This window comes from Wolbachia endosymbiont of Folsomia candida (genome assembly GCF_001931755.2).
GTDB lineage: Bacteria > Pseudomonadota > Alphaproteobacteria > Rickettsiales > Anaplasmataceae > Wolbachia.
In genome coordinates this window covers 662,342-675,603 of sequence record NZ_CP015510.2, presented here as the reverse complement: position 1 = coordinate 675,603, position 13,262 = coordinate 662,342, and the positions used below count along the sequence as shown (strand labels likewise).

General features: G+C 35.6%; 16 protein-coding genes. 15 read left to right on the top strand and 1 reads right to left on the bottom strand.

The window, feature by feature from the left end; genetic code table 11:
• Nucleotides 1–21 precede the first annotated feature (21 nt).
• The 3 genes from ASM33_RS03095 to ASM33_RS03085 are packed head-to-tail and all read left to right on the top strand — an operon-like array spanning nt 22 to nt 3,891.
• The gene (locus ASM33_RS03095; protein ID WP_110410413.1) at nt 22–519 is read left to right on the top strand and encodes a hypothetical protein; all 498 of its coding nucleotides are present in this window, start codon (nt 22–24) and stop codon (nt 517–519) included.
• The gene (locus ASM33_RS03090; protein ID WP_110410414.1) at nt 516–1,778 is read left to right on the top strand and encodes an AAA family ATPase; all 1,263 of its coding nucleotides are present in this window, start codon (nt 516–518) and stop codon (nt 1,776–1,778) included. Before ASM33_RS03095 ends, ASM33_RS03090 begins: the two co-directional genes overlap by 4 nt.
• A gap of 37 nt (nt 1,779–1,815) precedes the next feature.
• Nucleotides 1,816–3,891 carry an AAA family ATPase gene (locus ASM33_RS03085; RefSeq protein WP_110410415.1) on the top strand — a complete coding sequence of 692 codons (2,076 nt, stop codon included), beginning with the start codon at nt 1,816–1,818 and terminating at the stop codon, nt 3,889–3,891.
• Here the strand turns inward: ASM33_RS03085 and ASM33_RS03080 are convergent.
• The gene (locus tag ASM33_RS03080) at nt 3,888–4,346 is read right to left on the bottom strand and encodes a hypothetical protein (protein WP_110410416.1); all 459 of its coding nucleotides are present in this window, start codon (nt 4,344–4,346) and stop codon (nt 3,888–3,890) included. The genes ASM33_RS03085 and ASM33_RS03080 overlap by 4 nt on opposite strands.
• A gap of 119 nt (nt 4,347–4,465) precedes the next feature.
• Here ASM33_RS03080 and ASM33_RS03075 point away from each other — a divergent pair, with 119 nt between their 5' ends.
• The 12 genes from ASM33_RS03075 (at nt 4,466) to ASM33_RS03025 (ending at nt 13,243) form a co-directional block, all read left to right on the top strand.
• The gene (locus ASM33_RS03075) at nt 4,466–5,149 is read left to right on the top strand and encodes a hypothetical protein (protein ID WP_110410417.1); all 684 of its coding nucleotides are present in this window, start codon (nt 4,466–4,468) and stop codon (nt 5,147–5,149) included.
• A 56-nt stretch (nt 5,150–5,205) separates the two neighbouring features.
• Entirely contained in the window at nt 5,206–7,164 is a 1,959-nt protein-coding gene (locus ASM33_RS03070; protein ID WP_110410418.1) for a DUF4815 domain-containing protein, read from the top strand.
• Nucleotides 7,165–7,200: 36 nt separating this feature from the next.
• Nucleotides 7,201–8,394 carry a hypothetical protein gene (locus ASM33_RS03065; RefSeq protein WP_110409293.1) on the top strand — a complete coding sequence of 398 codons (1,194 nt, stop codon included), beginning with the start codon at nt 7,201–7,203 and terminating at the stop codon, nt 8,392–8,394.
• A gap of 4 nt (nt 8,395–8,398) precedes the next feature.
• Nucleotides 8,399–8,599: a hypothetical protein gene (locus ASM33_RS03060; protein WP_110409294.1), complete on the top strand. Its 201-nt coding sequence runs from the start codon at nt 8,399–8,401 to the stop codon at nt 8,597–8,599.
• Complete coding sequence (locus ASM33_RS08690; RefSeq protein WP_237342940.1) at nt 8,596–8,844, top strand: hypothetical protein; 249 nt, start codon at nt 8,596–8,598, stop codon at nt 8,842–8,844. The genes ASM33_RS03060 and ASM33_RS08690 overlap by 4 nt, the downstream gene beginning before the upstream one ends.
• Complete coding sequence (locus ASM33_RS03055; protein ID WP_237342939.1) at nt 8,844–9,947, top strand: hypothetical protein; 1,104 nt, start codon at nt 8,844–8,846, stop codon at nt 9,945–9,947. The genes ASM33_RS08690 and ASM33_RS03055 overlap by 1 nt, the downstream gene beginning before the upstream one ends.
• 12 nt (nt 9,948–9,959) lie before the next feature.
• Nucleotides 9,960–10,538, top strand: a complete 579-nt coding sequence (locus tag ASM33_RS03050) for a hypothetical protein (protein ID WP_110409295.1) — start codon at nt 9,960–9,962, stop codon at nt 10,536–10,538.
• Between the two features lie 131 nt (nt 10,539–10,669).
• Complete coding sequence (locus ASM33_RS03045) at nt 10,670–11,845, top strand: phage tail sheath subtilisin-like domain-containing protein (RefSeq protein ID WP_110409296.1); 1,176 nt, start codon at nt 10,670–10,672, stop codon at nt 11,843–11,845.
• Nucleotides 11,846–11,863: 18 nt separating this feature from the next.
• The gene (locus ASM33_RS03040) at nt 11,864–12,370 is read left to right on the top strand and encodes a phage major tail tube protein (RefSeq protein ID WP_110409297.1); all 507 of its coding nucleotides are present in this window, start codon (nt 11,864–11,866) and stop codon (nt 12,368–12,370) included.
• A 62-nt stretch (nt 12,371–12,432) separates the two neighbouring features.
• Complete coding sequence (locus tag ASM33_RS03035; RefSeq protein WP_237342938.1) at nt 12,433–12,642, top strand: hypothetical protein; 210 nt, start codon at nt 12,433–12,435, stop codon at nt 12,640–12,642.
• Nucleotides 12,626–12,907 (top strand): type II toxin-antitoxin system RelE family toxin, encoded by a 282-nt coding sequence (locus ASM33_RS03030; RefSeq protein WP_110409298.1) that lies wholly within the window; start codon nt 12,626–12,628, stop codon nt 12,905–12,907. The genes ASM33_RS03035 and ASM33_RS03030 overlap by 17 nt, the downstream gene beginning before the upstream one ends.
• Before the next feature lie 78 nt (nt 12,908–12,985).
• Nucleotides 12,986–13,243 carry a phage tail assembly protein gene (locus ASM33_RS03025; protein WP_110409299.1) on the top strand — a complete coding sequence of 86 codons (258 nt, stop codon included), beginning with the start codon at nt 12,986–12,988 and terminating at the stop codon, nt 13,241–13,243.
• The last annotated feature ends 19 nt before the right edge of the window (nt 13,244–13,262 follow it).

Below are 13,262 nucleotides of genomic sequence, written 5' to 3'. Positions count from 1 at the left end.
AACTTAAAAATGGAGAGTTATATGTTACAAGATCTTTTAACTGATTTTAATAATGTGAAATCGTACAGTAATTTAATACCGAAAGGCACAATAGTAAAAGTAAAAATGGCAATTAAGCCTGGAGGTTATGAATGTTGGCTCACTAAAAGTCTTACCACTGGCAGTATTTATTTAAATGCAGAATTTACCGTTATTGAAGGTCCATATGCAAAACATAGGATTTATCAAATGATTGGTATCAAAAGTGGCAAAGCAGAAGGCACAGAAGATATTTGGGGAGAATCTGGTCGTTCTATGATTAGAAGTATTTTAGAATCAGCCCGCAATATTCATCCACATGATACTTCAGAAAAAGCAATACTTAGCCGTAAACTTAACTCTATTGCAGATTTAAATGGGTTAGAATTTACAGTGAAGGTGGGTATTACAGCTGACGGATATGGAGAAAAGAACAAAATTGCTTCAGTCATTGCTCCAGAATATCACAAGGGTCCTGAAGCTGATTGGGCGCCATTTTGAAGTACGATGAAGGGAAGCTGTGGAATGCTGTTGTAACTAGAGCTATTAAGGATGCAACAGGAAAAAATCATACACTTAGAGAAGAAGCTCTTAAGTGGATTCACAGCTCAGAATCTTTTGAAACTGTTTGTGAGCTTGCTAATCTTGATCTCATACGTCTCACAAACATGTTGAATAAAATTGGAATAACAAATATGGGGGATTTTATGTCTAAAATAAAAGCGTTATTAATTGATAATATTAAGGAATGTGTATCTTACTTGATTCCTGATAGTAAATTTTGTCAAGAAAGAACTTATCTAGGTAGCTTAAATGAAGACACCATTATGGTTAAGATAGTAGGTAAAAAAGCTGGAAATTGGCGTAATTTTACTAAAGGAACTAGTGGTGATATTATTGATCTTTGGACATTAGTTAAAGGTAATATAGATTCTGCTAAGAAGTGGTTAAATGCTAAAGAACCACAACAAAACACAAACGAGCATAAAATTACATCGTTTTCAGTGAGACATTACTTAAATGATAAATCACCAATGCCACAAGATATAATAGGCCCAAGAATTTTAACACCAGGTGGTCTTTTGGTCATAGGTGGTACTCCAAAGATCGGTAAGAGTAATTTTTTACTTTCTTTGTTAGTGCATATGGCTGCTGGAGTATCATTTCTTGGTATGAAACCTGCAAAACCACTAAAAATACTCTACTTACAGAATGAAATGGAATACGATTACATCAGAGAACGCTTGCAACAGTTGAAAGTTAACAAAAAGGTTCTTGATATAGCAACAGAAAACTTAACTATTACTCCAAAAACAAAATTAACTTTGAATCTTGAAGGTATAGAAAGAATAAAAAGCATTATAGCAGAAAAGTTTGACTCAAGAACAGTTGATCTCATCGTCATAGATTCTCTCTATAACATACGTGATTATGGAAGCAGCAGAGCTATGCTTTCCTTTTTACAGGATGGAATTGAAAAATTACGTTCTATCACTAATAGTGCGGCAGGAATAATCCTTACGCATCATACTAAAAAAGTGTCTACGACCATGTTGGAAAAGAATCCATTTCAATCTTTAAGTGGTGCAGGAGTTTTAAGAAATTTCTATACATCTGGCATAGTCATGTTTAGGCCTAATAAACATAGAAATATCTTGCAAGTGATGTACGAGCTTAGAAACGGAAAACCTATACCAACGAAATTCATTAAGAATATTAATGGATGTTGGAAAACTTCTAAGGTTATAGCTACCGCTTAGCTGAATTTTAAATTAGTTAAATTTATTAGGAGATTTTATGGGTATCTATTGTGATTTTAATACTGCAGCTCCACAAAAAAATGGACACTTTCCGTCATTATTAGAGAAAGAACAGTTAAAAGCTCAGCTTCTGCTGAACATTAGATCTTGTCTTTCTTACTTACTCCCAAGAGGAGTTTTTCGTGGTGATAAGTTTTACGTAGGTGATGTGCAAGGCAATAAAGGAAAAAGTATGGTAGTGGAACTAACAGGCAGTAAAGTAGGACTATGGCACGATTTTTCTAGCGGAGAAGGAGGAGATATTATCGATCTTTGGGCTGCTGTTACTGGAAAAAATCAATTCACTGAAACTATAGAGGATATTGCTAAGTGGATTGGTTATTCAAGAGAGCATAAAACTAATGAAATGCTAGGGCAGCCAACTTCATCATGGAATTACTATGATGAAAATGATCAAATTATTGCTACAGTTTATCGTTATGACACTGGCAAAGGTAAACGATATCTTCCGTTTGATGCTAAAAAATCTAGCTTTACTGCACCAGAGATAAGGCCTTTATACAATATTCCTGGTATATTAAAGTCAGATAGAGTTGTTCTAGTTGAAGGTGAAAAATGTGCAGAAACTCTTATAGAGCAAGGTATTACCGCAACAACAGCAATGTCAGGAGCAAATGCACCAATAGAGAAAACAGACTGGTCACCACTGAAAGGTAAACATATTATTATTTGGCCTGATAATGATGAGCCAGGAAAACAATACTCTGAAAAAGTTGTAAAAAAGTTTTCCTCACTTGGTGTTTCCTCATTAGCTATACTTAATATACCGTGTGATAAACCTCAGGGTTGGGATGCTGCTGATTGTGTAGAAGATATTACTAACTTCATTGAAAATAATTCCAAAAAAATAATCATTAAACCACAACTTAATATCCTAGATTGGAGAGCAGACCGTTATATAGGTTCTGTACCAGAGCAAAAGTTTCTTGTTGAAGGGTTATTTCCCTTGGGCGTTACTTCAATAGTAGCTGCAATGGGAGATACCGGCAAAGGTATGCTTCTTCTTGATTTAGCACTTAAGGTTGCTGATAATATAGATCAAGCGTGTGGTTTTGGTCCTCTTGTTACTGAGCATGGAGCAGCGGTAATTTTTTCAGCAGAAGATGATGTAGGTGAAATACATCGCCGTCTTGATCGCCTTGATCCTGAGTGTAAGAGAGCAGAATACCACAATCGATTGTTTATTGTACCTATGCCAAACACTGGAGGACCTTTTTCTATCATAAATACTAATATGCGTGGTAAATGTCCTGAAACTTCAGAAAAATTTGAAGATATTAGTAGGCAGCTAAATGCAATTAAAAATTTAAAACTTATTGTTTTTGATCCACTAGTATCATTCGTTCATGCTGATATAAATTCAGACCCAGAAATGGGGTGGTATTCAATAGGATTACTTGCAAATTTGGCAACTGAAACAGGTGCATCTGTAATTGCAGCACACCATATGAGAAAGCCTAAATGTGGGTCGATTACAACTGTAGAACAAGCAAGAGATGCAATTAGGGGCACAACAGCACTTGTTGATGGTGTTAGATGTTCTTTTGCATTATGGCCTGCATCTATTGAGCAGCAGAATGAGGTATTTAATAAGCTGAGGATTACAAAAGTTAATAATGCAGTTTATCAGGGAGCCATTGTAAAATCTAATGGATTAACAGATAGGAATATAAGGACTTATTTACGTTCATCTATTGGATTGCTTGAGGATGTATCTGAGCAGCTTAATCTTAATACGTTATCTGATGGGTACTTAAAAAAGGTGCTTATGCAAGCTATTGAAATCTCATCACAAAAAGGTCATCCATTTACACATACTGGTGGGCCAGGGGTATTTAAACAACGGCACAGATTACCAACCGCATTTCATGATATTAGCAAGCACAGACTGGAACGTTTAGTACAGAGTTTACTAAATGAAGGTAAGATAGTAAAAGGTATGGCTTCAGATTCAAAAGAAGATAAGTGGCTAGATGTTTTAAATGGACCATTTGCAAGAGGTGAAGGTAATTTTAGTATGGGAGCTGGAAATTTTAAGATAGCTGATTTCTAAATACTAAGGCACGGGGTACACTCAGGTTTTGCAACACTCAAAGAAAGTATAAAAGGATTAAGACGGTAACCATAATCTCTACCAGTGTACCCTGGCCAGCCAATACTTTCTATAACATCATTACATTCAATTCCTAACTCATTTGACAAACTTTCCCGTATTGTTTGCTGCATTTTATTTAATGGCCTTCTAACCTTTTGTTCTAAATTCTGAGTTGTTGAATCAATGCCAAGAAGTTCTGCTAGTTGATTTATGTCAAAGAACTTGTATTTTTCTGGAGGCAAACCATTTTTAAAATCTTGCAGAAACTGATCCAGTAGAATGTGGAAGATCTTAAGGCGCATTCTTGAGTGCTCACTGACAACTTTTACGTTATTAATATAAACTGCGTTATTTATAATATGTAATTGTAATATTTTTGGTTGATATAATTTGCTTGATGGACTCTGTAACATTCATGCTAGTCATAGTATATTTATTGTTAGCAAAAAGAGGATAAAAAGGAAAGTGAAAATTTTTTGGACGATTTTGAAAGTTACCGGGTATATATAGTATAGGAGTAAAACTTTCAAAGATGTCAATTCTCACACAGTCAGGTCGAGCAGCAATTGCAGCAAGCATAAAAGAGCAACCAATACATCTTGCTTGGGGAAGTGGTGATTCTAGCTGGGAAAGTAGCCATAAAATTGAAAAAACTTTTATAAATGGTGAAGTAAAACTTGATCACTATCCAGTTAAAGATGTAAAAGTTTTTCAAGGGCAAACAACTTATCAGTCAAGCGTAGATTATATAGTTGATAGCAGTACTGGTATTGTCAAATATGTGGAAAATAGCGCTATTCCAGCTAATGGTGCAGTGACTATAGAGTACATCAAAAGCACACCACCAGAGCCTATAACTTCTGCAAAGCTGCTGAGCGAACTTGGTAGACGTACCGCTGATGAGGTTCTTTTCTGCACAGGTGATGAAAATGGAGAGCTTATTACTCCTTCCGGAAGGTTTCACCCTTCAAATGTACCAACTAATAATCTCTATCTCAAGTTTACCTTCGATTTCACGGACGCAGCAAATCAAGTGATACGAGAGCTTGGAGTTATGGTTGGTACAAGGGTGAAAAAAGAATTGCCTGAAGGACAAAGATATTTTGAACCACAAGATATTGAAGACCAAGGAATTTTATTAGTGCTAGAACACACAGTTCCACTTATCAGAACTGCTGCCACTCGTGAGACTTTTTCTTTTGTGGTGACATTTTGAAGCAAGTTCTTCAGACAATTTTTGAGCAATTTTAAAGTAATTTTTAAACAATTAAAATGACATTAAATAGTTATTATAACCGCTTCAATCCTGATAAAAAGTATGAAAGAAGCTTATTCTTGGCTGGTAGAGGTCTTCAATCTGCTGAGCTTAATGAATTGCAAGATTATGCTCTTTCAAAGCTCAAAGGAATAGGCGATGCAATATTTAGAGACGGTGATATTATAACAGGAAGCGACTGTATAATAGACATTGAAACTGGCAAGACCACGCTTGAAGCAGGTAAAATATATCTTCGTGGTTCAGTGAGAGGAGTGGAAAAAGCAGAGTTTACAATTCCAACAAATACTGCTGTTCGTATTGGTGTTTTCTACGCTGAATCAACTATTACAGAGCTAGAGGATTCTACACTTCGCGATCCTGCAGTTGGTACAAGAAACTATCAAGAAGTAGGTGCTGCAAGACTTAAATCAACCATTACTTGGGGCTATCAATCTGAAGGTGTTACTGCAATTGATCACCAGGCAAATGGAGAATTTTACCCAATTTATAACGTTGAAAATAGTGTGCTTATTCAGCATTCTGCGCCACCTCAGGCCAATTTAGTTACTACAGCTCTCGCTCGTTATGACCGTGAAGCTAATGGTTCTTACGTTGTGGAAGGTCTTGAAGTAATGTTTTTACACACTGAAGATGAAGAAGAAGGTGGAAAAGGGGTGAAAAAACAGGTTTTTGTGGTGAATGAAGGTAAAGCTCATGTTGATGGTTATGAAATTGAGTTGCCACACAGTCTTCGTGTTTACTTTGATGAAGATCCGGATATAAAATCAGTTGAATCAGAGCCACATACTTTTCAGCCAAATAGTCAAAAAATAATGGAGCTAAAAGTTAATGATTTTCCAATTAAAGAAATTAAAAAAGTAGATATTACTGTACAAAAAACTATAACTATCACTCACGGTTCATACTCTGGAGCTGTGGATCCTATACCTGATTCTGCAGTGCTTGAAATAATTCAGATAAAGCAAGGTAATGTTATTTATGAAAATACTACAGATTATAAATTACATGCTGGAACTGTTGATTGGTCACTACCTGGAAAAGAACCTGCGCCTGGAAGCAGTTATCAAATAACCTATCGCTCTCGTACTCGCGCAACTCCAGAGGATATGAGTCAGCAAGGATGTAAAGTTCAAGGAGCTGTTGATGGAACACTTATACTAGTTGATTATGATTGGAAAATGCCTCGCTATGATTTAATTACAATTGATAGCAAAGGAACCGTTAGAAGGATAAAAGGCATAGCTCGTCCATGGCAACCATCAATGCCTAAAGCACCATCCGGACAATTGCTACTTTGTTACATTTATCAAACATGGAAAGAAGGGAAGGTGGGAAAAATTATAAATAACGCTATTCACGCTGTGCCTATGAATGATTTGGAGGCGATGAAAAAGGGAATAAATGATCTTTATGCTTTAGTTGCTACAGAACGTCTGCGTAATGATGCAAACTCAAGGGATCCAACTGCTAAAAAAGGAGTGTTTGTTGATCCATTCTTTGATGATGATATGCGTGATCAGGGAATAACGCAGACTGCAGCAATTGTTAACCGAGAGCTTACTTTACCAATTGAGGCAAAAGTTGTTGATGTTGATAAGAGTCAAAAACCTCAACTACTTCCATATGAACTTGAGCCAGTACTTGAACAACTTTTACAAACCACAGAAATGAAAATTAATCCTTATCAAGCTTTTGATCCCATTCCAGCTAAAGTTATTATTAATATGAATGTTGATCATTCTACAGAAATAAAAACTAATTGGTCAAGTCCAGTAACAAGAGAGTTTAGCACTACAATGAATTCAGAGACTACAGAGCTTTTATCAACTACATCAAAAGATGCTGAATTTATGAGAGAAGTAACCCAAAACTTTGAGATTGAAGGTTTTGCAGTTGGTGAAAAGCTTAAGGAATTAAAGTTTGATGGAATAGTTATTCAACCTCAAGCTTAATAAGAAATAAATGCCAAGAGAGAAAATATTGAAAATATGAATACCGCTGATCATCAAGGAAAAATAAAAGGAAGATTCACAGTTCCTGCTAATATCCCTGCCGGTACAAAACTTGTACAATTCTTTGGCGAAAAGGGAAGTTACGGTGAAGCAACTTATACTGGTAAAAAAACTATTACCATAGAAGAGCGAAGAAGAATCATAGCAACCAAACGTGTTGATCCTTTAGCACAAACATTTACTTTAGGTGAAAACAGGCATATTGCAGGAATTGATTTATGGTTTACGACTAGAGGTACAAAACGTGTTGCTCTTCAAATTCGTGAAACAGTTATTGGTGTGCCCTCGCAGACGGTAATTGCTGAGAGTTTTGTTGAGCCAGAGAGCATTAATACAAATGGCACAGCAACACGTATTGTTTGGTCTCCTGTCTTTTGCGAAGCAGGAAGAGAATATGCGATTGTCCTACTTACTGATGATAAAGATACTGCAGTAAAAATAGCAGAACTTGGAAAATATGATGCCGTAAACAGCCGTTGGGTTACAAGTCAGCCGTATCAAGTTGGAGTATTACTTTCATCAAGCAACGCAAGCACTTGGACTCCTCATCAAAATTTTGACCTTACTTTCCGACTTTTAGCGGCAAAGTTTACTGAAAATATTTCGACGTTTAATCTTGGAAAAGTAACAGCTAACAATGTTTCAGATTTAATTGTTTTGGCAAATATTGAAAAAGCAGGTTTTGATACTAATGCTGAATTTATTTTAACAGATACAGAAGGACAAGAGCATTTTCTATCTGATAATTTGCCTTTAGCATTGCGTTCAAGATTTGATGGAGAATTAACCGTAAAAGCAGCGCTGAAGGGGTCGGAAAAAAGAAGTCCGGTGCTTTATCCAGGAATACAAGTAGTGCTTGGCAATATTGGAGAAACTGCAGACTACATAACAAGAAGCATTACTGCAGGTTCCAACACTAAAATCACAATTACATATGATGCTATTATTCCTGGTACTGCAGATGTTAAAGCGTATATACAAAAAAATATTGAAAAGGAAGAATGGCAGTTAGTTAATTTAACAACGGGCAAACCTATAGGTGAAAATTGGGTGGAGAGAACTCATACATTGACGAACTTTAATGCCAATGAAACCAGAGTGAAATTAGTTTTAAGTGGAACAGTTTTATATCGTCCTAAAGTTAAATCCTTAAGAATTATAATAACATAAAAAAATGCCAAATGATCAGACAAATAGAGGATATCTTTTACCACACCCAGAGAATATTGCTTTCAAGGATGTGGTTCGTATCCGCACAACAATTGAGAAAGTAGATGATGATATTACCAAAAGAGAAAATGAACATATTAACCTTAAAGAAGCATTTGAACGATTTAGTTTTGAAACTTTTTTGAATTTTTGGAGCAATAAATGAGCATTACTAAAGAAGTGGTCGATGCTTTACACCAAAGAATTAAGGCTTTAGCAGTAGACAGCACACCTGATCAATTGGCATATCTTGCTAAATCTCTTGAATTAATAGTAGATAAGAGAACAATTTCTAATATTGTCCAAATGACTACTGTCAAAGAGATAATTGATGCACTACAAAAAAGGCTTAAGGACCTAGCAGCAGATAGCACTCCTGATCAGTTATTGCCAAAGCACTTGAATCAATAGTGGATAAAAGTGCAGTCTCTGATATTGTGCACATTACTGATAAAAAGTTAAATGAGCTTCTAAATAGTGCAAAATCACACTTAAATACCCTCAGTGCCAATAAAGAAAACTCTGTATCAGTTATAACTGCAGCAAAGACTGAGTCTCTAGATGAAATCAATACGCTTAGGGCTAATTCCTTAGACGCCTTAAAAACCTCATCAGATTCATATATATCGTTACTTGATACGAGGAAGGATGCCAACATTGCAGCAATTAATAGTGTGGGTAATGATCATAGAGATGCTCTGAAAGGTGTAGTAGAAGGTTTTCGTGCTGTTAATGATGTTCCAAGTGGTTCATCAATCATGAAAGAAGTAAGGAATCGAAATATGGTTGAACCTGAATCATTACCTTTTTTGTTTGGTGTTCTCGGTAGATTTAATGATGCTAACAGGGGCCATGGTCACTTTAAGAGTGAATTAGGACAGTGGTATAAAGATACAACACAAACTAACCATATGCTTAGTTTGCTTGCAGGTACTCATACATATAATACAAGTTATGTCGGCTTTTATCGACCACCAAGTATATATTTTTTGCAAGGTAAGGACGGTACATTTATTTATAGAGAGTCGTATGTACGTTATACTGGCGCTTTTTCTGATTCGATTTCTTACCCATATGCACTACTTGGAGCAATATTCATAAAAAATACTACTAAAGCAGATATAACCAGGGTGTTAAATTTTGTTGGTTCATCGTATTGGGATTCACAGTATGAAGGCGCAGGTATGTTTGTTGGTACACCTGATAATACGAACACTAATCAAGAAGAGATTTCAACAATTATCTGGAAAAATGTTTATAACAATTCATCTTCTAGTGAGGGTTTTGCTGATTCATGCAGTGTTATTGCTCCAGCAGAAAAAACAGTAGTAGTCTTATTTTACTCATCACCATACCATTATGGAATGCTTACTTCTCATGCTCAGTTTATGCAATGGGGAATATATAGCTTCCGCAGTAATTTTTTAACCACAGGACTTGAAGTTGATGTAGAGAGAACACTCAAAGCTTGGCAGTGCCCAGGCTTAGAACATTCATATCAAATTTGGAATTGATAAGGGGGAAAAATGACAATTTATATCCGTTTTGAAAACGACAAACAAGTTGAAACAACAACACTTGAAAATAAGCCAGAAGGAATCGGTTGGCATGAAGCTCCAGAAAGTTTTGATTGGCAGAAAAGTTATTGTTTAACAGAGGGAGGGGAAATTGCTGAACGTAGTGAAAAAGATATTGAAGATGAGTTACTACAAAATGCGAAATTTTCTGTACTTTCTAATCTCGATATTTATTTTAATAACTATACTAACCAATACACAGGCAATTCTCATCAAAAAGCTAAGTCATATGAAATACAAGAAAAAGCTGCGGAGAACATTTTAGTAGCCGAAGAAGCAAATCAGCCCTTACATAGTAAAGATACAGAGATTATTGAACCTCTAGCAAAAATCCGTGGCATTTCAGTTATTGAGATGGCAAAACTTATTCAAGATAAAGCAAAAAAAGCAGTGAAGGTCGTAGCAAAGTGTGAAGAATTAGAAGATTTAGCTAAAAAAAGAATAAAAGAAGCGAAGACCAAAGAAGAACTGCAAAATTTTCTTAAGCATTTTGAGCAAGAGATAGAAAATTCTCTAGCAAATTTATAAAGATAAAAAGAAAGATTCCCAAATTATAGGACCTCTAGCAAGAATCCTTATCTATAGCCCAAATAGCAAAAGGCGAAAAAACTTCTTAAGCAATTTTAAACAACAAATCTCTAGCAAATTTATAGGAAAAAATGACAGAAAAGTTTTTACATGGAGTCAATGTTATTGAAGTAACTTCTGGCCCAAAAACAATTAGAACAAGTAAATCATCAGTAATTGGTATTATTGGTACAGCACCAGATAGTGACGCAGAAAAATTTCCACTAAATAAACCAGTTCTTATAACGGGAAGTCTAAAAGAAGCAGCAAAACTCGGTAATAAAGGAACTCTTCCATCTGCAATAAGCTCAATCTTTTCACAAATTGGTGCGACAGTAGTAGTTATTAGAGTTGAAGAGAGTGAAATAATTAAAAATATCATCGGTGGAGTTGATTCAGAAACTGGAGAATATCAAGGGATAGAGGCTTTCCTCAGTAGTGAAAGTATAGTCCATGTTGCGCCAAGAATCCTTATTGCTCCAGGATTTACTCACCAACTACCAGAAGCTGAAGATGGAGAAGGGTCGAAAAATCCAGTAGTAGCAGCATTAATAGGGGTAGCAGAGAAGCTAAGAGCTATAATAGTAGCAGATGGACCAAATACCAATGATGAAGAAGCAATCAAATGGAGAAAAAGTGTTGGCAGCAGCAGAGTATACATTGTTGATCCATGGGCGAAAGTGTTCACTAATGGGAAAGAAGAGATTTTGCCTTCTAGCCCGTTTGTTGCTGGCTTAATTGCTAAAATAGACAATGAACATGGATTTTGGTGGTCACCATCCAATCAAGAGATTAATGGTATTGTTGGAACTAGCCGTCCAGTTGATTTTACTCTAGGTGACTCAAACTGCAGAGCAAATCACTTAAATGAAAATGAAGTTGCAACAATTATTCACCAAAATGGCTATAAACTATGGGGAAATAGAACCTGCTCAAGTGATTCAAAATGGGCTTTTTTGTCAGTCAGACGCACAGCTGATCTAATTAACGATAGTCTTCTTCGAGCACATCTCTGGGCAGTTGACCGCAATATCACTAAAACCTACATGGATGATGTAATTGAGGGGGTGAATTCTTACCTGGCAAGTTTAAAAGCCCAAGGAGCTATTATCAGTGGAAAGTGTTACGTATCACCAGAGCTAAATACACCAGCTAATATTGCAAGTGGAAGAGTATTTTTTGATTTTGAATTTACGCCACCATATCCCGCTGAGCAGATTACGTTTAGGTCGCGTCTGGTTAACAATGAAATAGAAAAATATAGTTAATTTTATAAAGGAGAAAAAATGCTGCCAAAAATCTTAAAGAATTTTAATGTATTCGTTGATGGTCGTGGTTATGCCGGTCGTATTGATGAAATAACCTTGCCAAAGCTTACCATAAAAACAGAAGAGTATCGCGCTGGTGGTATGGATATCCCAATAAATATCGATATGGGCATGGAAAAGTTGGAAGCTGAATTTACTTTTTCTGAATATGATACAGAGTTATTCAGGCTTTTCGGCTTAATAGATGGGAATTCAGTATCTCTGACACTTCGAGGTGGATTACAAGGCAGTGGTATCAATAATATCGAAGGAGTAATCATTAATCTCAGGGGAATATTCAGAGAATTTGACTTTGGTAGTTGGAAACCTGGTGAGAAAGCAACACTCAAATGCACTGTCGCTGCTCATTATTATAAACTCACCATTGGTGACAAAGAACTTATTGAGATTGATGCTGAAAATATGATTCGAAAGATAAATGGTGTTGATCAGATGGCTTTACTACAAACAATTTTAGGTATATGATAAAAGTTGACAAAATGACGTAAAAGTGTTAAAATACATCAACTTATAAGTTAGGTAATACTATGGCTGAAATGAATCATAAAACTCATGAGGATCTTGAAAATCAGTTGAATGATTTACTTGTTAATATTGCTCAGTCTCAAAACAAATCTGTTCTAAAACTATTAACCGAGTTAATGGGAGAGGAAATTGAGGATATAGAATTATCTAAAATTGCTGGTGAACGCTATAAAGAGAAAAGAATAAGACATCAAGATGCCTTCTGGGATTAGGCCATATAATATAGATTACTCAGAATCTGTTATAAAGAAAGATATTCCAGCACTTCCAAAAAAGATAAAATCAATTATTGAAAAGGCAATAATGGAACGTCTTACGGTTGAGCCGATAGGACTTGGAAAACCTTTGCGCCATGATTTAAGTGGACAGTACAGTTTAAGGGTAAGTACTTATCGTATACTGTACTATATAGACGCTCCAGCACATACGGTAGTAATTACTTCAATTGAACACAGAAAAGATTCTTATCAAAGCTAACAATTCTTACTTTTTAAGAAAGTTAGTCATGTAAAAGTCAATGTAGGCTTTTATTTAATTAACTTTTTGAGGAAAAACATGCAAACAATTACACTAAACAATCCAATTACAGTTGATGGAATTTCTGTTTCAGAGCTAACTATCAGACGTCCAAAAGTAAGGGATTACCTAGCAATTGAGCGCCTTAATGGTAGTGATCTGAGTAAAGAAGTGACCCTAACTGCAAATCTAGCCTCTGTTACAAAAGAAGCAATCGAAGAATTAGATATTGCAGATTATGTAAAAGCACAAGAGATCTTAAAGGATTTTTTTTCACCAATTATCCAAAGGACTTAAGGCTAAACGTATTAATGCT

Bases quoted from the DNA above. Each gene is read 5' to 3' on its own strand.
- ASM33_RS03095 (WP_110410413.1), top strand. From the start codon at position 22: ATGTTACAAGATCTTTTAACTGATTTTAATAATGTGAAATCGTACAGT.
- ASM33_RS03085 (WP_110410415.1), top strand. From the start codon at position 1,816: ATGGGTATCTATTGTGATTTTAATACTGCAGCTCCACAAAAAAATGGA.
- ASM33_RS03080 (WP_110410416.1), bottom strand. From the start codon at position 4,346: ATGTTACAGAGTCCATCAAGCAAATTATATCAACCAAAAATATTACAA.
- ASM33_RS03075 (WP_110410417.1), top strand. From the start codon at position 4,466: ATGTCAATTCTCACACAGTCAGGTCGAGCAGCAATTGCAGCAAGCATA.
- ASM33_RS03070 (WP_110410418.1), top strand. From the start codon at position 5,206: ATGACATTAAATAGTTATTATAACCGCTTCAATCCTGATAAAAAGTAT.
- ASM33_RS03065 (WP_110409293.1), top strand. From the start codon at position 7,201: ATGAATACCGCTGATCATCAAGGAAAAATAAAAGGAAGATTCACAGTT.
- ASM33_RS03060 (WP_110409294.1), top strand. From the start codon at position 8,399: ATGCCAAATGATCAGACAAATAGAGGATATCTTTTACCACACCCAGAG.
- ASM33_RS08690 (WP_237342940.1), top strand. From the start codon at position 8,596: ATGAGCATTACTAAAGAAGTGGTCGATGCTTTACACCAAAGAATTAAG.
- ASM33_RS03050 (WP_110409295.1), top strand. From the start codon at position 9,960: ATGACAATTTATATCCGTTTTGAAAACGACAAACAAGTTGAAACAACA.
- ASM33_RS03045 (WP_110409296.1), top strand. From the start codon at position 10,670: ATGACAGAAAAGTTTTTACATGGAGTCAATGTTATTGAAGTAACTTCT.
- ASM33_RS03040 (WP_110409297.1), top strand. From the start codon at position 11,864: ATGCTGCCAAAAATCTTAAAGAATTTTAATGTATTCGTTGATGGTCGT.
- ASM33_RS03035 (WP_237342938.1), top strand. From the start codon at position 12,433: ATGGCTGAAATGAATCATAAAACTCATGAGGATCTTGAAAATCAGTTG.
- ASM33_RS03030 (WP_110409298.1), top strand. From the start codon at position 12,626: ATGCCTTCTGGGATTAGGCCATATAATATAGATTACTCAGAATCTGTT.
- ASM33_RS03025 (WP_110409299.1), top strand. From the start codon at position 12,986: ATGCAAACAATTACACTAAACAATCCAATTACAGTTGATGGAATTTCT.